This window comes from Pseudomonas sp. IT-196MI5 (genome assembly GCF_949767415.1).
Lineage (GTDB): Bacteria > Pseudomonadota > Gammaproteobacteria > Pseudomonadales > Pseudomonadaceae > Aquipseudomonas.
Window position 1 is genome coordinate 112662 of the sequence record NZ_CATKPZ010000044.1, and the last position, 19225, is coordinate 131886.

Sequence of the window (19225 nt, forward strand, 5' to 3'; positions counted from 1 at the left end):
TCGTCGTTTGAAAAATCGATGTCTGGCTAACTGAATTTTTTCTCGTGACAGCTTCCTGTTACAGGTTGGTGATAATCTCGCCATTCCCCTCTCCCCAGATTGTCCGCAGATGCCCAGCCAAGAGCCCTTGCTGTTACGTCACCATCGCCCTTTTCTCGCGTTCTGGCTGGCCCGGGTCTTCACCGCCAGCGGCTTCCAGATGCTCACCGTGGCCATCGGCTGGAACCTGTATCAATTGACCGGCAACGTGCTCGACCTGGGACTGGTCGGCCTGGTCGAGTTCGCCCCGCGCGTGCTGTTCATGCTGCACACCGGGCACGTCGCCGACCGCTATGACCGGCGCAAAGTCGCGGCGATCTGCCAGTCCCTGCAAGCATTGATTGCCCTGTCGCTGGCCATCGGCAGCGCGACCGACCATGTCACCCGGGAACTGATCTTCGTCCTGGCCTTCCTGCTCGGCGCCGCGCGTTCCTTTGAAATGCCGACCACCCAGGCCCTGCTGCCAGGCATCGTGCCCAGCGCGCTGTTTCCCCGTGCGGTGGCCGCCGCGCAATCGGCCCAGCAATCGGCAACCATCGTCGCCCCGGCCCTCGGCGGTTTGCTCTACGCCTTCGGCAGCGTCTGGGTGTATGGCCCGACGGTGCTTTTGTATGTCATCGCCTGTTCGCTGATGCTCAACCTACCAGCCCGGCAAACCCCACTGAACAAGGGCAAGGCCACTCTGGATTCATTGCTGGCGGGCATTCGCTTTATCCGCAGTCGTCCGGACATTCTCGGGGCGATCTCCCTTGATCTGTTCGCGGTGCTATTGGGGGGTGCGACGGCGTTGCTGCCGGTGTTCGCCAAGGACATCCTGCTGACCGGCCCGTGGGGGCTGGGCCTGTTGCGCTCGGCACCGGCAGTGGGTGCACTGCTGATGTCGCTGTTCCTGGCGCGGTTTGCCGTGGAGCGCAACGTCGGGCGGGTGATGTTCACCGCCGTGGGCGTCTTCGGCGTGGCAACCATCGCCTTCGGCCTGTCGACCTCGTTCTGGTTTTCCCTGGCGGTGTTGGTGGTGTTGGGCGCAGCGGACATGATCAGCATGGTGATCCGCGCCTCGTTCGTGCAACTGGAAACCCCCGACGAAATGCGCGGCCGGGTCAGCGCCGTGAACGGTCTGTTCATCGGTGCCTCGAACCAGTTGGGCGAATTCGAATCAGGCCTGACTGCCCACTGGTTCGGCACCGTGCCAGCCGTGGTCATGGGCGGGATCGGCACGCTGGTGGTGACCGGGGTGTGGGTCAAACTGTTCCCGACCCTGGCCAGCCGCGATCGCATGCACGTGGCTAAAGATGAAGAAAGAGAAGAAGCGAAAGTCTAAGCAGGCTAAACCAACAACTCCCCCGCCACCGCCGCACGTGTGGCTTTTCCGCAGAGTTGTTCCACCAGCGCCAGGGCAAATGCCAATGCGGCAGCCGAGCCCTGGGCGGTGATGCAATTGCCGTCGACCACCACCGGTTGATCAACGAAGTTACAGCCCAACAATTGATGGCTGGCCGAGGGCAGGCAGGTCATGCGCCGTTGACGCAATACGCCAAAGGCCTGCAGCGCCACGGCGGGCGCCTCGGCGATGCCGGCGAACAGGCGACCGGCCGCCGCCTGATCCTTGATCAATTGTTGCAAGGGTTGGTGGGCTGCCAAGTGCTGCGCACCCACCGCACCACCCGGCAAGGCGATCAGGTCGAAGGGCTGCGCCAGCAAGTCCACCAACATGGCATCGGACGTCAGGCGCGTGCCGCGGGCGCAGGTGAGCATGCGCCGCCCTTCGATACTGGCCACCACCACTTCTATTTTCGCGCGGCGCAGTACGTCGATCAGGGTGACGGTCTGCAGGTCATCGGTGCCCTCGGCGAGGGCAATCAAGGCTCTAAAGGTCATCAGGTAATGTCCACAGAATGATCTTTTAAGCGTAGTCACCTTTCCTGACCCTTGTTCGAGACCTGTGGTTACTTGATGAAAAGCTGCGTCGACATCGTATTGCCGGGCGCGTTGATCGAGGTATTGCTGAAGGTCAGCGTGCCTTCCTGCTTGCCAGCCAGATCGAGGGCATACAAATAGCCGACGGTTTTTTCGCCCGGGGTGCAACTGGTCAGGTTGCCGTTCTTGAACGCGCAGACCGGTGTGCGGGTGCCATTCACTTCGAAACCGTCCAGGGCGACATGGGCCTCGCGTCCATAACCCACTTCCAGCACGTACACCGTGATGTTCGGGCCATTGTGATCGCAGCGCGTCCCGGTTTGCCCTTCGTCGATGTTTTCAACGCCACAGGACGGCGACGCGACTTTGAGCACCTTCAATTGCGTCAGCGGCGCAGCCGAGGCCGCCACGGCCGTTTGGGCCCCGAGCAACAACGCCATCCATACGCCGGACACGCTAACCAGACGCCTTTTCATGCAGGACCTTTCCACCCCCAAAAAACCAGCGCGCAGTATGGCGTACTTGGTGTTGTCGCAAAACATCGACGACGATCACCGCCATAAGCAGCCATATCCCCAAGCTACTGGTATGATGCGCGGCTTTTTCCGGCCCACAGTAATTTCCAGGCGCGTTCTGCTGCCTGTGCTTTGCTGTTGAGGTCGATACATTCACGGCGCCCGGCGCGCCACGGGGAGCAGACATGCTGGAAAGGCTGTTTCAACTCAAGGCACACAACACCAACGTGCGGACCGAGATTCTGGCGGGTCTCACGACCTTTTTGGCCATGGCCTACATTCTGTTCGTCAACCCGAGCATCCTCGGCGAAACCGGCATGGACAAGGGCGCGGTGTTTGTCGCCACCTGTCTGGCAGCCGCCATCGGCTCGACGACCATGGGCCTGATCGCCAACTACCCGATCGCCCTGGCACCGGGCATGGGCCTGAACGCCTTCTTCACCTACACCGTGGTCCTGCACATGGGCCACACCTGGCAAGTGGCACTGGGCGCGGTGTTCATCTCGGCGGTGTGTTTCTTTCTGCTGTCGATCTTCCGCATCCGTGAATGGATCATCAACAGCATCCCGCTGCCGCTGCGCTCGGCGATTGCTGCCGGTATCGGCCTGTTCCTGGCGCTGATCGCCCTGCACAACGCCGGCATCGTGGTCAGTAACCCGGCGACCATGGTCGGCCTCGGTGACCTGAAACAACCGGCGCCGATCCTCGCTACCCTCGGTTTTGCCCTGATCGTCGCCCTCGAAGCCCTTGCCGTACGCGGTGCGGTGCTGATCGGCATTCTGGTGGTGACCATCGTTTCCATCGTGATGGGCTTCACCCCGTTCGGCGGCGTGATGTCGATGCCGCCGTCCCTGGCCCCGACCTTCCTGCAACTGGACATCAAGGGCGCACTGGACATCGGTCTGGTCAGCGTGATCTTCGCCTTCCTGTTCGTCGATCTGTTCGATAACTCCGGCACTCTGATCGGCGTCGCCAAGCGCGCCGGTCTGATGGGCAAAGACGGTCACATGCCGAAAATGGGCCGCGCGCTGATCGCCGACAGCACTGCAGCCATGGCCGGTTCCCTGTTGGGCACCTCGACCACCACCAGCTACATCGAATCCGCCGCGGGCGTGAGTGCCGGCGGCCGCACCGGCCTGACCGCCGTCGTGGTGGCGATCCTGTTCCTGCTGGCGCTGTTCTTCTCGCCACTGGCCGCCAGCGTTCCGGCCTTCGCCACTGCACCGGCCCTGCTGTTCGTCGCCGTGCTGATGACATCCGGCCTGGCCGAAATAGACTGGGACGACATCACCGTCGCCGCACCGGTGGTGATCACCGCGCTGGCAATGCCGTTCACTTATTCCATCGCCAATGGCATCGCCTTCGGTTTCATTTCCTGGACCGCCATCAAGCTGATGTCCGGTCGTGGCCGTGAGCTGAACCCGGCGCTGGTGATCCTGTCGATTCTGTTCGTGATCAAGCTGGGTTGGTTCAACGCATGACTTTTGATTCCCAGGCCTACGCCGTTCAGCTCGAAGAAAAGGTCACGCGTTTGCGTGACCTGCTGGCCCCGTTCGATGCACCCGAGCCAGCCGTTTTCGATTCGCCGTTGCAAAACTTCCGCCTGCGCGCCGAGTTCCGCCTGTGGCGCGAGGCCGGCGAGCGTCATTACGCGATGTTTTCCCAGGAAGACAAACGCACGCCAATCCTGATCGAAGAGTTCCCGATCGCCAGCCTGCGCATCAACCAGTTGATGCCGCAGCTCAAGGCAGCGTGGCAAGCCAGTGCGGCCCTGAGCCACAAGCTGTTCCAGGTGGAGTTCCTGACCACCCTGGCCGGCGACGCGATGATCACCCTGTGCTATCACCGCCCGCTGGACGAGCACTGGCACGCGGCGGCGTCAAAACTGGCGGCGGATCTGAACGTCAGCATCATCGGCCGCTCCAAGGGCAAGCGCGAAGTCATCGGTCACGATTACGTGGTCGAGAAGCTGGAAGTCGGCGGTCGCACCTTCAGCTATCGCCAGCCTGAAGGCGCCTTCACCCAGCCCAACGGCACGGTGAACCAGAAGATGCTCAACTGGGCATACGATGCGCTTGGCGATCGCTCCGATGATTTGCTGGAGCTGTATTGCGGCAACGGCAACTTCACCCTGCCGCTCGCCACCCGCGTGCGCAAAGTGCTGGCCACCGAAATCAGCAAGACGTCGGTCAACGCGGCGCTGAGCAATCTCAGCGAGAACGCGGTGGATAACGTCACCCTGGTACGTTTGTCCGCCGAAGAGCTGACCGAAGCCTTGAACGAAGTGCGTCCGTTCCGCCGCCTGCACGGCATCGACCTCAAGAGCTACGAGTTCGGCAGCGTGTTCGTCGACCCGCCTCGCGCCGGCATGGACCCGGACACCTGCGAGCTGACCCGACGCTTCGACAACATCCTGTACATCTCCTGCAATCCGGAGACCCTGGCAGCCAACATCGCCCAACTGCACGACACCCACCGCATCACCCGATGCGCGATGTTCGACCAGTTCCCCTGGACCCATCACATGGAATCCGGGGTAATGCTCACCCGGCGTTGATGGCTCCTGCCAGGCACAAAAAAGCCGTCTTCACGACGGCTTTTTTGTGGACACTTACACGACAACGTCGACCTTGCGCGGGCGCCCGCCTTTCCTGCCGTTGGCCCGCGCGGCTTCAGACTTTGCAGCGCTGCTCTGGCGACCATTGCGCGAAGCGACGACCGAGGCTGCCATGGACATCAGCGGCTTGCTCGCAGAAATCATCCCGGCGATAGATACATGCAGGTCCTTGCCTTCATGGCACAGGGCAGTTCCCCCGTAGCCGACAGCCAGACCAGCGTAGTCCTCGACCTCAAAATCATCGAACTCCGGATAATTGGCCACGGGCAGCAATACACCGCTGCCGTCTTCGAAGCTGACGGCCAGACAGGGAGCCTGGTAGGTAACCGCCGTTGCTTGCAGGCTATTTTTTCTACGTAATTCGCCACGTTCAATGGCTTTGTCCAGGCTGCTTTCCGTTACGGGACTATCGGCCTGAACCTTGGCTTTTATCGTTTTCATAACTCGATCTCCACACTTTCCTGTGCGCCTATCAGGGACAGCAACGTCCTGTTCGATTCAGGTTCGTAGCAAGCCGATCCAATCATATTGGTGGTACTGACAACCCTTTTCACCACAACGACTTCGTTGCTTTGCCAGTCCCACAATTGATTATCAAGACAGGCCGTTTGCAATTTTCGCCACCAGATGCCCCGGGCGCGCCGCAAATGGGCAGGTTGCTGGAGCGATTGGCGCAATCCCTCTAGCACCGCCAACGGTGGCCGACGCGAAAACGGAACTACATCCCAGAGCTCGACACCGTTGTGCCAAAAACTGAACCTGAATCTCGCCCTCCACGTACCCGCCTCCACATGCGCATGAGGCGGACAATGCTCGTCTCGCAACATGATCACTACCGACAGTCCTTTGTAATTGCATACCTTCATGCTAACCCATCAGTTAGGTTAATGAATCCGAAGATTCGACATTCCCTGGAAAATCCGACCGCTGGCATTGGCAGAGGAATCACTTTTTACGTCCTCAGGCTAGCGTCCTGGCGTCATCCGACTCTGCGGAACACCACGCGAAATGGTAAGAAACCCTTTCATTACGGCGCTGGCACCTGATAAATACTGATCCAGCTTCTTCATTTGATCCCCGGTGTAATCAATCATGCAGCGACAATTCGACGACCTTCAGTTAGGCAGCATCGAGCTGTTCTGCCTCGCGGCCGAGGCTGGCAGTTTTACTGCCGCGGCGCTGGTGGCAGGCGTCACGCCCGCTGCCGTGAGCCGCTCGGTGTCGCGCATGGAAGAGCGCCTGGGCGTGCGCCTGTTTGCGCGTACCACCCGCAGCGTGAAGCTGACCGAGAGTGGTCGCCGCTATTACGAGGAGTGCCGCCAGGCCCTGGCGCAATTGGTCGAGGCCCAGCGTGAGGTCATGGGCCAACAGCAAGTGCCGTCCGGTACTTTGCGCATCAGTATTCCGACCACCTACGCGCATCATCGAATCCTGCCGCTGTTACCCGAATTTCGGGCGCGCTATCCGGCGGTGAAGGTCGAGTCGCACATCAGTAATCGCAACATCGATTTCGTCGGCGAAGGCTACGACATGGCGATTCGTGTACGAGCCATCCCGGATTCCGGCCTGATCGCCCGGCAGCTGGAAGATGCCGCCCTGGTGATGATCGCCAGCCCTGATTACCTGAAACGGGCCGGCATTCCGCAAACCCTCGACGACCTCGGAAACCACGAATGCATTCAGTACGAATTGCCCAGCAGCGGCCGGCGCATTGCCTGGCTGTTCAACGATGAAGGCGCGCCACGGGAGATTCTGGCCGAGGGCAACCTCAGTTGTTCCGACGATGTACTGGGCGGTGTGACCCTGGCCAAACACGGGGCGGGGCTGTTTCAGACCTATCGTTTTATCGTGGAAAAGGAACTGGCCGACGGCTCGCTGGTGGAAGTGCTCAAGCCCTATGGCGGGCGCTCGCGGCCATTCACGCTGCTTTACCCGCAAAGTCGTCATGTGCCGCTGCGCTTGAGGGCGTTCATTGATTTTCTGGTGGAGTATTTGCCGCGTTGAACAGCGAAAGTGTCCGATCATCGCCCACAAACCGTCAGCGTGCCTTCTCTTCAATTGACCGAATTAACTAGTTAGTACAATTTATCTCCACAGACCGAAAACCTCGGCCGATTGCAAAAATAATAAGTGGAGAGATTCCGATGTCCCCTATCGTTCTGGTGCTCAACGGCCCGAACCTGAACCTGCTCGGTACCCGTGAACCGGCGACTTACGGCCACGAAACCCTGGCAGATATCTCGACCCTGTGCGCACGTGCCGCCGAAGAGTTCGGCCTGACAGTGGAGTTTCGCCAGACCAATCATGAAGGCGAATTGCTCGACTGGATTCACGCCGCCCGCGGTCGCTGCGCCGGGATCATCATCAATCCTGCCGCGTGGACCCACACCTCGGTCGCCATCCGCGACGCCTTGGTCGCCAGCGAACTGCCAGTCATCGAAGTCCATCTGTCCAACGTGCATGCCCGCGAGCCTTTTCGTCACCACTCGTTCGTCTCCGCCATCGCGACTGCGGTGATGGCCGGTTTGGGCAGTCACGGCTATCGCCTGGCGCTGGAACACTTCAGTCATCGTTTGAAGGGGTGATCGCCGTGACTCAGAACCACGTGATACTGGCCGGGCTGATTGGCGCCGGCATCCAGGCCTCCCGCACACCAGCCTTGCACGAGCACGAAGGCGATGCTCAGGGGCTGCGCTACCTGTATCGCCTGATTGATCTTGATCAGTTGAAGCTCGACAGCAATGCCCTACCCGACCTGTTGATGGCTGCCGAGCGCATGAATTTCACCGGGCTGAACATCACCTTCCCATGCAAGCAGGCGATCATCCCGCTGCTCGACGAACTCTCGCCGGAGGCCCGCGGTATTGGTGCGGTCAACACGGTGGTGCTCAAGGATGGCAAGCGCATCGGCCACAACACCGATTGCCTGGGTTTTGCCGAAGGTTTTCGCCGGGGCTTGAAGGGCGTTGCCGTTGAACGTGTCGTACAGATGGGCGCCGGTGGCGCAGGTGCGGCGGTGGCTCACGCGTTATTGAATGAAGGCGTACAACAGCTGAGCATTTTTGACGTGGATATCCGCCGCGCCCAGGATCTGGCTGACAACCTCAATCAGCATTTCGGCGTCGGTCGGGCGGTGGCCGGGTATGACCTGCCGAGCGCCATGGCCCGGGCTGACGGCCTGGTGAACACCACGCCGATGGGCATGAAAAAACTGCCGGGCATGCCGGTGCCGGTCGCGTTGCTGCGGGCCGAATTGTGGGTGGCGGAGATCGTTTACTTCCCGTTGGAAACCGAACTGCTACACCACGCCCGCGCCCTCGGTTGCCGGACGCTGGACGGCGGCAATATGGCGGTGTTTCAGGCAGTGAAGGCGTTCGAGCTGTTCAGCGGCGTGGTGCCCGATGCTCAGCGGATGCTTGAGCATTTCCAGAGCATGAATGACTGAAGCAACAACCTTGCCGATTCGTAGGAGCCGGCTTGCTGGCGAAACAGGCGATGCGGTGTATCAGGCAGGCCGCCTTCGCTGGCAAGCCAGCTCCTACAGTGTGTTGTGTATGTACACATTTGTATTGGGAGCCGGCACAACGCTGTGCATCAAGCTTGCAGGTAGCGCAACACCGACTCGCAAATCATCTCCCGATGACGCTGTTTGATGCGTTCGTCCGGCAGGTCGATCTGGAAAATCTCACCCACGGTATGGCGGTTCGAAACGCGATAGAAGCAGAACGAACTGATCAGCAGATGCACATCCAGCGGGACGAGTCCGACGCGGAAGACACCCTCTTCAACGCCACGACGCAGAATCACATCGAGGGAATCGAGAACGGTGTTGTTCATCGCCCTGATCGCCTCGGAACGCTTTACATACTCGGCGTTGTGGATGTTTTCGATACTGACGATGCGCACGAAGTCGACGTTGCGATCATGGTGGTCGAAGGTGAATTCAACCATCCGCCGAATGGCTTCCACCGGAGGCAGTTCGGTCAGGTGCAGGCGGCTTTCGGTGTTGCGGATATCGCCGTAAAGCTTCTCCAGCACTTCGACATAGAGCTGTTCCTTACTGCCGAAGTAGTAATAGATCATGCGCTTGGAGGTATGGATGCGCTCGGCGATGGCATCGACGCGAGCACCGGAAAGCCCCTGCTGGACGAATTCGACAATCGCCTCCTGCAGGATGTTTTCGCGGGTCTTTTCCGGGTTGTTCTTGCGACTCTTGCGCGGCTCGGCACCTGGTTCGGCGGAGGCTGCGGGAAGTTCTGAGGTCATTGTCATTGCGGGCTCACGGCCATCACTGCACAGGCTGGCGATTATGGGCCGCGCAACACAGTGAAGGAAGCCACGCGACCCACGTTTAATCCCGCGTTTACGAATTTCCTACAACTTCGCCTGGCGCAATGCGCCGCTACGGGATTTGGCCATGGCTGCCAGCCGCACCGCGACGTTGGCCGCGCCGTAGCCGGCATAACCGTTTTTACGCTGGATGATCTCGAAGAAGAATCGCCCCTCGAACGGCTCGGTGTACACATGAAACAGCTCACCGCCCTGGGCGTCGCGGTCATACAGCACGTTGTAGTAGGCCAGTTCGCTGAGGAACTCGTCGTCGAAATCGAACCGCGCCGCCAGGTCATCGTAGTAGTTGAGCGGGATATCCAGCAGCGGCACGCCCGCCTCTTTTGCACGGCTGACCTGGGCAAAGATGTCATCACAATCAAACGCGATGTGATGCACACCGGAGCCGCGATAACTCGACAACGCGTGTGAGATCGCGGTGTTGCGGTTCTCGGAAATGTTCAGTGGCAGGCGGATCGAACTGTCGCGGCTGCGCAGGGCACGGCTCTTCACCAGACCGTAAGGATCGGGCAACACGACTTCATCGTCCGCCTCGAAATCCAGCAGGCTCTTATAGAACAGCACCCAGCTATCGAGGCTGTCGGCCGGCAGCGCCATGGCCATGTGGTCGATGCGCTTGAGGCCACTGCTGGCCGGCGCTTGCGGGTACAGATTGAAGTCGGTGCCGTAGACGTCGGCATCCTGGTCCACCAGATAGATCAGGCTGCCATCCGGCGCACGCACCGCAGCCAGTTCCAGTTCATTGGGGCCCACCAGTCCGCGATAGGGCTGGCCCTTGTAGGCCACAGCTCGGGCCAATGCGCTCGCACTGTCCTTGACCCGCACGGCGGTAGCGCACAACGAAGGGCCGTGGGCTTCGAAAAAACTGTGGCCGAAAGAGTAAGGCTCTGAATTCAGGATCAGATTGATATCGCCCTGGCGCATCAAGCTGACGCTCTTGGAGCGATGCTGCCCGACCTTGGCGAACCCTAGCCGCTCCAGCCAATGGGAGAGTTTGGCGCCGAGGCTTTCGTCCACCGCAAACTCCAGAAACTCGATGCCGTTGTACTCGCTGGCCTTGGGCGTTTCGAACAGAATCCCGGAGTTGGCTGCAGGCTTGGCTTCCTGCGCCAGACGCTCGCGGGTTTTCTCCTCCAGGTACAACAACGAGCGCAAGCCGTCGGCGGCGTTGGCCCGTGGCGGCGCGGCGCGGAAACCGTCGTTGAAGATCTCCAGCGACAAAGGCCCGGTGTACCCACTCTTGATGATCGGCGCGAGGAACCCCGGCAAATCGAATTCGCCCTGGCCCGGGAAGCAGCGAAAATGCCGGCTCCACTCCAGCACGTCCATGGCCAGGATCGGCGCGTCAGCCATTTGCACGAAGAAGATCTTGTCGCCCGGAATCTCGGCGATTGCACTTGGATCGCCCTTGAGCGACAAGGTGTGAAAGCTGTCCAGCAACACGCCAAGGCTTGGGTGATCGGCCTGCCGCACGATGTTCCACACCTGTTGCCAGGTGTTCACATGCCGGCCCCAGGCCAGCGCTTCGTAACCGATGCGCAGGCCGCGTGCCCCGGCGTGTTCGGCCAGCAGGCGCAAGTCATCGACCAGAATCCGTTCATCACCGATGGACTCGGCCGAGGCGTTGCTGCACACCAGCACCAGGTCAGTGCCCAGCTCCTGCATCAGGTCGAACTTGCGCTCGGCGCGTTCCAGATTGCGCGACAGCCGATCACGCCGACAGCCTTCGAAATCACGGAAGGGTTGAAACAGGGTGATGGCGATCCCGAGATCGGCGCACATCTGTTTAATTTCCCGTGGACTACCGTCGTAGTAGAGAAGGTCGTTCTCGAAAATCTCGACGCCGTCGAAACCGGCGGCAGCAATGGCTTCGAGTTTTTCCGGCAGGGTACCGCTCAAGGATACGGTGGCAATGGAACGCTGCATATTTCGGCTCCCGGTGGAGGCTTCGGCTACAGGGAATTTGCGCCGCTTTTAAAAGAGTGAGCGGATTATTGAGCCGGGTTGTCCATTGGGCAATTTAAAGTGTACTACCCAGTTAGTTTTGTGTTCGATTATCGAACACAATGGTGGTTGGCGAATTGACGATTTTTTGTCCACTGCCCAACATCGCCCTCACATTAAGTCCGGACACGCAGCACCGGCCGCGATGTCCAAAACACCAAATAACAAATTCAAAAAACGGGTGGTACACATGATTCCTTCCCAAAGCTCTCGCATGGCTGCGGCCATGAACGTCACTGCCGGTGGCATCGGCGACAAAATCCGCGGCGCCATGGCGGTCGGCAAAACCCGTTGGGGCATGCTGGCGCTGGTGTTTTTCGCCACCACACTGAACTACATCGACCGCGCCGCCCTGGGCGTGATGCAGCCCATCCTGGCCAAGGAAATGAGCTGGACGGCGATGGATTACGCCAACATCAACTTCTGGTTCCAGGTGGGTTACGCCATCGGGTTCATTCTGCAGGGCCGGTTGATCGACCGGGTCGGCGTCAAGCGCGTGTTCTTCTGCGCCGTACTGCTCTGGAGCCTGGCGACCGGCGCCCACGGCCTGGCCACTTCGGCGGTCGGCTTCATGGTTTGTCGCTTCATCCTCGGCCTGACTGAAGCTGCGAACTACCCGGCTTGCGTGAAAACCACGCGCCTGTGGTTCCCGGCCGGCGAGCGCGCCGTGGCCACCGGCATTTTCAACGCCGGCACCAACGTCGGCGCGATGTTCACCCCGATGCTGCTGCCACTGATCCTGCACGTCTGGGGCTGGCAGGCCGCGTTCCTGTGCATGTCGGCACTGGGCGGGATCTGGCTGCTGTTCTGGGGCCTGAAGTACTTCAACCCGGAAGATCACCCGAGCGTCAAACAGTCGGAGCTGGACTACATCCAGAACGAAGTCGAACCGGAACAAACCCGCGTGCCGTTCTCGAAAATCCTGCGCATGCGTGGCACCTGGGCCTTCGCCCTCGCCTACTCGATCACCGCACCGGTGTTCTGGTTCTACCTGTACTGGCTGCCGCCGTTCCTCAACCAACAATACAACCTGGGCATCAACGTCACCCAGATGGGTATCCCGCTGATCATCATCTACCTCACTGCCGACTTCGGTAGCGTTGGCGGCGGCATCCTCTCCTCGTTCCTGATCGGTCGCGGAGTCAACCCGATCAAGGCGCGACTGATGTCCATGCTCCTGTTCGCCTGCTGCATCATCGGCGTGATCATGGCGGCCGGCTCCAGCAACCTGTGGGTCGCGGTGTTCGCCATCTCCCTGGCCATCGGCGCACACCAGGCCTGGACCGCGAACATCTGGAGCCTGGTGATGGACTACACGCCCAAACACATGATGAGTACGGTGTTCGGCTTCGGCGGCATGTGTGCGGCGATTGGCGGGATGTTCATGACCCAGCTGGTCGGCCACATCCTGACCATCACCAACAACAACTACACCGTGCTGTTCACCATGATTCCGGCGATGTACTTCATTGCGCTGACCTGGATGTACTTCATGGCACCGCGCAAGATTCCGACCGTCACCGACTAATGTTCGGCGCCATACCCTTGTGGGAGCGAGCCTGCTCGCGAAAGCGGACTGTCATTCAACATTGATGTTGTCTGATACATCGCCTTCGCGAGCAGGCTCGCTCCCACAGGTCGCTCATCGTTGAGCTTCTACCGGCGGCTTTGTTGCCAGGCCGCTGCCAACCCGCTGCAGCAGATAACGGCAATGCCGAGCACGGTGGTCAGTGTCGGCGTATGGGAAAACAGCAGCCAGCCCAGCAGGCCGGCGAAGATGATCTGGCAATAGCTGAACGGTGCCAGCAGTGCCGGTGCCGCCAGGCGGAAAGCCTGGGTCAGGAACAGGTGTGCCGTCATCCCGCAGGCCCCCAGCGCAAGCATCATCGCGCCATGCACCAGGTTCGGCGTCTGCCAGAAGAACGGCACCAGTGCACTCATCACCAGCGTGTTGCACAAGCCGGCGAAGAAATTGCTGGTGGTCGGGCTGTCGATCTCGCTGAGCTTGCGTGTCAGCAGTTGATAGAAGCAGAAAAACAGCGCAGAGCAGAATGGCAGCAACACCGCCGGGGTAAACAGATCACCGCCAGGATGAACGATGATCAGCACCCCGCTGAAACCGAAAATCACCGCCAGCCATTGCCCCCGCGTCACCCGTTCGCCAAGCAGCGGTACCGACAGCGCGGTGACCAGCACCGGAGCGAGGAAGTTGACCGACGTAGCCTCGGCCAGCGGGATGTACATCAAGCCTGTGGTGAAAAACAGGCTGGTACCCAGCAGGCACAGCGCCCGGATCAGCTGAAGCCATGGCCGTTTGGTACGCAGCACTCGCAGCCCGGATTGCGGCAGGAAAATCCCGGCCATCAGCAAGGTGTGAACCACGTAACGCGCCCAGACCACCATGACAATGGGATAGAAACCCGAGAGATATTTGGAAAAGGCGTCGTGGCTGGAAAACAGGAAGGTCGCGACAACGATCAGCAGGATCCCTTTGAAGGGCTGATTGACGCCGGAAAGCGGGGTGCTGCTGGGCGACGTCAAGGCGAAGTCCTTTTATGGGTTGAGGCGAGACTTGAATAATTTAGAACCCGGTTCCATTTTATGACATCAATGACTCAAGAAAGTGTGCGAATACCGCACACTCTATTCAAGCAGACATCACGCTCAACTGAACAACGCTGACGCCTGGCTCGCCAGCGAAAGCTCTTCGGCGTACTTCAACAAGGTCGACGCCAACTCATGCAAGCGCGCACCGGGCATTCGCGCGCTTGGCCCGGCAATACTGAGCACACCGATCACCCGGCCATCCAGTGGATGACGGACCACGGCGGCAATCGCCGAGGTACCCACCGCCGAACTTTCCTCGACCCAGGCGTAGCCTTGCTCCCGCGCCAGACGCAAGCGCTCCAGCAGTTCAACATTCGAACGCGGTGCATTAGGCCCGATGTCCCGAGGCAATTCGGCCCCTTGCCGCTCGACCAGCGACAGCGCCTCGGCATCGCTCATGCACGCCAGCCACGCATGCCCGGAAGCCGTGTAGAACAATGGCGCATCACGCCCCATGTCCGGGTCGTAGCGCAGGCCCGAGCGGGCCCCCTGGGACTTGGCGATCCACACGGGCCGTTCACCCTGAAGCACCCCCAGACGCACCAGTTCACCGGTTTCCCCGGCCAGTCGATCAAGCACCGGCTGAACGATATCCGCACCGCTGCCGGACAGGTATCGAAAGCCCATGGCCACCAGTTTGGTCGACAGGTGATAGCGCAGGTTGTCCGGATTCTGCCGCACGTAACCCAGGCGAATCAGTTCGGCGAGCAACCGATGAGTCGCGCTTTTAGGGATTTCCAATTGCTCGGCCAACGTCTGCATCGGCAAACCCTGCGGTTCACCGGTCAGGCTTTCCAGCACGCTGAAGACACGTTCGATCTGACTGCCGGCCATGGTAGGTTCCAAACAAAATTTGGCTGATTCTAGAAGAGAAGCCCCACGAAGCATAATTTGGAACCTGTCGCACAACCGGCAGTCTGACGACCGGACTGGCGTCGCTCCCACTTGGCAGCAACACTCATCGCACGGAGCTTTACCCGGAACAGAAGAGGATTCCCACATGCTATGGAAAAAAGGCCGACGCAGCGACAACGTAGTCGACGCCCGTGACGATGATGTTGGCAGCGGTGGCAGTAGCGTGCGTTTTGGCGGTGGCAAAGGCCTGAGCCTGACGGCGATCCTCCTGATCGTCGGCATTGGCTGGATTACCGGCCAGGACCCGCTGCAAATCCTCGGACAACTGACCGGGCAAATGGAGCAGCAATCGGCGCCCGCCACCCAGCAGACTCGCAAGGCGCCACCGGCCAATGATGAAGGCGCGGAATTTGTACGTTCAATCCTCGGCGACACCGAGGACACCTGGGGTGCGATATTCCAGCAGGCCGGCCGCCAATATAAGGACCCGACCCTGGTGCTATTCAGCAACCGCGTGAATTCGGCCTGCGGCCTGGCCACCTCGGCGACCGGCCCGTTCTATTGCCCGGCGGACCAGAAAGTCTACCTGGACATGGCGTTCTTCCAGGAAATGTCCCAACGCTTTTCCGCCGCGGGTGACTTCGCCCAGGCCTACGTGATCGCTCACGAAGTCGGACACCATGTGCAAACATTGCTCGGGGTTTCCGCGAAAATTCAGGCAGCACGCCAACAAGGCCGGCAGATGGAAGGCGACGGCGGTTTGCTGGTTCGTCAGGAACTGCAAGCCGATTGCCTGGCCGGCGTCTGGGCCAACAATGCGCAGAAGCGCCTGAACTGGCTGGAACCAGGCGACATCGAAGAAGCACTGAACGCGGCGAACGCCATCGGCGACGATCGTTTGCAGCAACAGGGTCAGGGCCGCGTGGTCCCGGATTCGTTCACCCACGGTACGTCGGCGCAACGGGTGCGCTGGTTCAAAACCGGTTTCGCCCAAGGCCAGGTAAGCCAGTGCGATACCTTTGCGACGAAAAATCTTTAAATGAAGAAGTGGTTGTTGGTTGTTCTGTTTACTTGCGCAACATCCCAGGCCGCCGAGCAGGGGGTCAAAGACCTCAGCTCAGGGCGCCTGCTGTTGAAATCAGGTGAAATCGCGGTGGGCATCAGCCCCGCCCCGGCAAAAATCGAACGGGTGCTGATCATCCTCCACGGTCGCTTGCGCAATGCGCAAACCTATCTGCAAAGCGGCGAACACGCCGCCGAACTCGCCGGACAGAGCGCGACGACACTGGTGATCGCCCCGCAGTTTCTCAATGAAACCGACGTTGCGGTCCATCCGGTGGCCGACACGGTTTTGCGTTGGCAAGGCAATGAGTGGATGGCCGGCGGCGAATCCACGGCGCCGTTTCGGCTGAGTTCCTACGCCGCGCTCGACGAAATCATCGCCCGCCTGGGTGACCGCCAGCAGTTTCCGGATGTGAAGCAAATCGTCATCGCCGGGCACTCCGGCGGTGCGCAGGTGGTTCAGCGCTATGCATTGCTCGGTCACGCGCAGTCCGGCCTCGATGCGGCTGGCGTGCAGGTGCGCTACGTGATCGCCAATCCGTCCTCCTACGCTTATTTCGATGAGCGCCGGCCGGTGGCGTTCAACCACGCCGGTTGCCCGAACTTCAATCGCTGGAAGTACGGCCTGGCGGATTTACCGGCCTACGCCGAAGGGCAAACCGCCGCGCAGTTGCAGGAAAATTACCTCAAGCGTGAAGTCGTTTATCTGCTGGGGCAGCAGGACACCGATCCGAATCATCCGGCGCTGGATAAAAGCTGTGAGGCCAGGGCGCAAGGGCCGTCTCGATTGGCCCGCGGGCGCTTTTACTTTGATTATCTGAAGCGGCTGCAACCGCAGGGGTTGAAGCAGCAACTGATTGAAGTACCCGGAGTCGGGCATGACGGGGACGGGATGTTTACCTCGCCGCAGGGGCAGAAGGCTTTGTTTGGGCAGTGAGTTTCAGGGTGCCTGAACTGACGCTATCGCGAGCAAGCTCGCTCCCACAGTAGTTCTCTGGTGTTCCAAATACTTTTGAATTCACCCAGATCCACTGTGGGAGCGAGCTTGCTCGCGATCGCGATTTAACAGGCAACAAACTCTTCAAGCCGTCAGCATCTGCCGCAACTCGACACAATCCGCCGCATGCCAATCGGTCAATTCCGGCCATGGATTATCCGGCAGATTCACCAGCACCGTGCGGGCACCCGCCGCTCGCCCGCAATCGAGATCGAAGCGGTAATCACCGACCATCACCATCTCGCTCGCCGGCACCTTCCATGCCTCGGCCAGTTTCAGCAGCCCGCCCGGATGCGGTTTGGGCGGTGCATCATCACGGCCCAACACATCCTCCAGCGCAAAGCAGTCGGCCAGGCCAATGGCTTCCAGCGTGACATGCGCCAGCTCCCGGGCATTGCGCGTAAGAATGCCCAGGCGATAACCGCGCCCGGCCAGCTCGCGCACCAGCTCCACCGCGCCCGGTGCCGGTTGCGAACCGAGGGCCAGGTCCCGCTCATGCTCCAGCAGCCACGCATGTTTGGCTGCAGCTTCATCGGCCGGCAGTGCGGCGAGGTGAGTCAGGATGTCGTGTTCGGCAGGGATCGCCAACGCCACGCGAATCGCCGCGAAGTCGTGCACGGCAACCGTCAGGGTACCGTCCATGTCGAACACCCAGTGACGCACATCGGCCAGGCTCATACCCAGTCCTTGCGATGACGGATCAAGCCTTCCTGAGTGACCGAGGCCACCAGTTGTCCTGCGCGGTTGAACACACTGCCACGGGAGAATCCCCGGGAGTTGCCCGCCCACGGACTGTCCATCGCGTAGAGCAACCAGTCATCGGCACGCAGATTCTGGTGGAACCACAGCGCGTGATCGAGGCTGGCAACCTGCATGTCCTTGTGCCACACCGATTTGCCGTGGGGCTGCATCGAGGTGGTCAACAAGCCAAAGTCCGATGCGTAGGCGAGCAAATACTTATGCAGCGCCGGCGAATCGGCCAATGCCCCGTCGGCGCGGAACCAGACGTACTTGACCGGGTCGGACGGCAGTGGGTTGTAGGGATCTTTCTCGGTTACCGGGCGGAATTCGATCGGCTTGGGGCACAACAGCTTTTCGCGCATTTTCTCGGGGATCAGGTGCGCGCGCTGCTGGGTGATTTCCAGCTCCGATGGCAAGTTTTCCGGACCGACCACTTGCGGCATTTCAGTCTGGTGCTGGAAGCCTTCTTCGTCGTACTGGAACGACGCACTGCACGTGAAGATCGGGTGGCCCTTCTGAATCGCCGTCACCCGGCGCGTGCTGAAACTGCCACCGTCACGCACCCGGTCAACCTGATACACCACCGGCAGCCCGGCATCGCCCGGACGCAGGAAATAACCGTGCATCGAATGCACATGGCGCGCCTCTTCAACCGTCTGACTGGCCGCCGACAGCGACTGGCCGAGCACCTGCCCACCGAACAACTGGCGAAAACCCAGATCCTGGCTGCGGCCACGGAACAGGTTTTCTTCGATCGGCTCCAGGGTCAGCAGGTCGACCAGATCATCCAACACTTGGCTCATTCAGATGCTCCTCACGCAAAACATTGCCGCGCAGCCTTGGCTGCAACGGTCGATTCAGTTTCTGGACCGGGCCCATGAGGGCCATTGTAAACGTCCGTGCCAGGTTATCCATGCAAGGTTTGCAGCCATTGTTCCCGGCTGATGCGATACAGCACATGCCGACGCAACGGATGATCGGCTTCGAGTTGCGGGTGATCGAAGTCATCTGCCGGATCATGGTGCATGCCGATGGCCTGCATGACTTTCTCTGACGGTAGATTGGTGTGCGTCGTGAAGGCCACGACCTCTTTGAGCGGCAAGCGGTCGAACCCACAACGCAGTGCGGTCCACGCCGCTTCACTGGCGTAGCCGAGGCCCCAGTGCTCGCGGGCCAGGCGCCAGCCGATTTCCGTGGCCGGGGTGAAAGGCGCGTCGAATCCGACCACACTCAGCCCGGTAAACCCGATGAACTGGCCAGAGTCCTTTCGCTGCAAGGCCCAGAGACCATAACCATGCTCGGCGAAATGACCACGGATTCGTCCGATCAATGATGCGCTTTCCAGCCGGCTCAAGGTTGCCGGGAAATAGCGCATCACCTGGGGATCGGCACACATTGCCACAAAGTCCACTAAATCTTCATCGCGCCACTGGCGCAACAGCAGCCGAGCGCTTTCAAGCTCCAGTATTGGCTCCATCGTGCCCCGCCCCTCCATTTCAATGTCGCAAGTCTACAACGCTG

Annotated in this window: 20 protein-coding genes; 9 read left to right on the plus strand and 11 right to left on the minus strand. The window is 60.3% G+C overall.

Annotation, left to right across the window (positions count from 1 at the left end; all coding sequences use genetic code 11):
• Positions 1-109: 109 nt before the first annotated feature.
• Positions 110-1360 (plus strand): MFS transporter, encoded by a 1251-nt coding sequence (locus ACM6IK_RS21415; protein ID WP_414875895.1) that lies wholly within the window; start codon positions 110-112, stop codon positions 1358-1360.
• Between the two features lie 5 nt (positions 1361-1365).
• Here ACM6IK_RS21415 and ACM6IK_RS21420 read toward each other — a convergent pair whose 3' ends face one another.
• Together ACM6IK_RS21420 and ACM6IK_RS21425 are read right to left on the minus strand one after the other, a co-directional pair.
• Positions 1366-1917 (minus strand): DJ-1 family glyoxalase III, encoded by a 552-nt coding sequence (locus ACM6IK_RS21420; RefSeq protein ID WP_414875896.1) that lies wholly within the window; start codon positions 1915-1917, stop codon positions 1366-1368.
• 68 nt (positions 1918-1985) lie between these two features.
• Positions 1986-2432 (minus strand): DUF4879 domain-containing protein, encoded by a 447-nt coding sequence (locus ACM6IK_RS21425; RefSeq protein ID WP_414875897.1) that lies wholly within the window; start codon positions 2430-2432, stop codon positions 1986-1988.
• A 224-nt stretch (positions 2433-2656) separates the two neighbouring features.
• Between ACM6IK_RS21425 and ACM6IK_RS21430 the strand changes: the two genes are divergently transcribed.
• The gene (locus ACM6IK_RS21430) at positions 2657-3952 is read left to right on the plus strand and encodes an NCS2 family permease (protein WP_414875898.1); all 1296 of its coding nucleotides are present in this window, start codon (positions 2657-2659) and stop codon (positions 3950-3952) included.
• Entirely contained in the window at positions 3949-5028 is a 1080-nt protein-coding gene (trmA, locus tag ACM6IK_RS21435; protein ID WP_414875899.1) for a tRNA (uridine(54)-C5)-methyltransferase TrmA, read from the plus strand. The genes ACM6IK_RS21430 and trmA overlap by 4 nt, the downstream gene beginning before the upstream one ends.
• A gap of 54 nt (positions 5029-5082) precedes the next feature.
• On the opposite strand, the gene ACM6IK_RS21440 is transcribed toward trmA, so the two are convergent.
• Together ACM6IK_RS21440 and ACM6IK_RS21445 are read right to left on the minus strand one after the other, a co-directional pair.
• Complete coding sequence (locus tag ACM6IK_RS21440; protein WP_414875900.1) at positions 5083-5529, minus strand: DUF2442 domain-containing protein; 447 nt, start codon at positions 5527-5529, stop codon at positions 5083-5085.
• Positions 5526-5954, minus strand: a complete 429-nt coding sequence (locus ACM6IK_RS21445) for a DUF4160 domain-containing protein (RefSeq protein WP_414875901.1) — start codon at positions 5952-5954, stop codon at positions 5526-5528. Before ACM6IK_RS21445 ends, ACM6IK_RS21440 begins: the two co-directional genes overlap by 4 nt.
• A 226-nt stretch (positions 5955-6180) precedes the next feature.
• Here ACM6IK_RS21445 and ACM6IK_RS21450 point away from each other — a divergent pair, with 226 nt between their 5' ends.
• From ACM6IK_RS21450 to ACM6IK_RS21460, 3 genes are all read left to right on the plus strand, one after another.
• A complete protein-coding gene (locus tag ACM6IK_RS21450; protein ID WP_414875902.1) occupies positions 6181-7092 on the plus strand; it encodes a LysR substrate-binding domain-containing protein in 912 nt (303 codons plus the stop codon).
• A 140-nt stretch (positions 7093-7232) separates the two neighbouring features.
• On the plus strand, positions 7233-7673 hold the full coding sequence (gene aroQ / locus ACM6IK_RS21455) for a type II 3-dehydroquinate dehydratase (RefSeq protein ID WP_414875903.1): 441 nt from the start codon (positions 7233-7235) through the stop codon (positions 7671-7673).
• Between the two features lie 5 nt (positions 7674-7678).
• Complete coding sequence (locus ACM6IK_RS21460) at positions 7679-8533, plus strand: shikimate dehydrogenase (RefSeq protein WP_414875904.1); 855 nt, start codon at positions 7679-7681, stop codon at positions 8531-8533.
• Positions 8534-8682: 149 nt separating this feature from the next.
• On the opposite strand, the gene ACM6IK_RS21465 is transcribed toward ACM6IK_RS21460, so the two are convergent.
• Both ACM6IK_RS21465 and quiC read right to left on the minus strand, forming a co-directional pair.
• Positions 8683-9360 (minus strand): TetR/AcrR family transcriptional regulator, encoded by a 678-nt coding sequence (locus ACM6IK_RS21465; protein WP_414875905.1) that lies wholly within the window; start codon positions 9358-9360, stop codon positions 8683-8685.
• 102 nt (positions 9361-9462) lie between these two features.
• A complete protein-coding gene (gene quiC, locus ACM6IK_RS21470; RefSeq protein WP_414875906.1) occupies positions 9463-11364 on the minus strand; it encodes a 3-dehydroshikimate dehydratase QuiC in 1902 nt (633 codons plus the stop codon).
• Positions 11365-11632: 268 nt separating this feature from the next.
• Here quiC and ACM6IK_RS21475 point away from each other — a divergent pair, with 268 nt between their 5' ends.
• Positions 11633-12970, plus strand: a complete 1338-nt coding sequence (locus tag ACM6IK_RS21475) for an MFS transporter (RefSeq protein WP_414875907.1) — start codon at positions 11633-11635, stop codon at positions 12968-12970.
• A gap of 128 nt (positions 12971-13098) precedes the next feature.
• On the opposite strand, the gene ACM6IK_RS21480 is transcribed toward ACM6IK_RS21475, so the two are convergent.
• Positions 13099-13983 carry a DMT family transporter gene (locus ACM6IK_RS21480; RefSeq protein WP_414875908.1) on the minus strand — a complete coding sequence of 295 codons (885 nt, stop codon included), beginning with the start codon at positions 13981-13983 and terminating at the stop codon, positions 13099-13101.
• 123 nt (positions 13984-14106) lie between these two features.
• Complete coding sequence (locus ACM6IK_RS21485) at positions 14107-14883, minus strand: IclR family transcriptional regulator (RefSeq protein ID WP_414875909.1); 777 nt, start codon at positions 14881-14883, stop codon at positions 14107-14109.
• 166 nt (positions 14884-15049) lie between these two features.
• Between ACM6IK_RS21485 and ACM6IK_RS21490 the strand changes: the two genes are divergently transcribed.
• Together ACM6IK_RS21490 and ACM6IK_RS21495 are read left to right on the plus strand one after the other, a co-directional pair.
• Positions 15050-15943, plus strand: a complete 894-nt coding sequence (locus ACM6IK_RS21490; protein ID WP_414875910.1) for a neutral zinc metallopeptidase — start codon at positions 15050-15052, stop codon at positions 15941-15943.
• Positions 15944-16903, plus strand: coding sequence for an alpha/beta fold hydrolase (locus ACM6IK_RS21495; RefSeq protein WP_414875911.1), 960 nt, complete (start codon positions 15944-15946; stop codon positions 16901-16903).
• A gap of 144 nt (positions 16904-17047) precedes the next feature.
• On the opposite strand, the gene ACM6IK_RS21500 is transcribed toward ACM6IK_RS21495, so the two are convergent.
• The 3 genes from ACM6IK_RS21500 to ACM6IK_RS21510 all read right to left on the minus strand — a co-directional run bounded on the left by ACM6IK_RS21500 (position 17048) and on the right by ACM6IK_RS21510 (position 19181).
• Positions 17048-17641: an HAD family hydrolase gene (locus ACM6IK_RS21500; RefSeq protein WP_414875912.1), complete on the minus strand. Its 594-nt coding sequence runs from the start codon at positions 17639-17641 to the stop codon at positions 17048-17050.
• The gene (gene tesB / locus ACM6IK_RS21505; protein WP_414875913.1) at positions 17638-18507 is read right to left on the minus strand and encodes an acyl-CoA thioesterase II; all 870 of its coding nucleotides are present in this window, start codon (positions 18505-18507) and stop codon (positions 17638-17640) included. The genes ACM6IK_RS21500 and tesB overlap by 4 nt, the downstream gene beginning before the upstream one ends.
• A gap of 104 nt (positions 18508-18611) precedes the next feature.
• A complete protein-coding gene (locus ACM6IK_RS21510) occupies positions 18612-19181 on the minus strand; it encodes a GNAT family N-acetyltransferase (RefSeq protein WP_414875914.1) in 570 nt (189 codons plus the stop codon).
• Between the last annotated feature and the right edge of the window lie 44 nt (positions 19182-19225).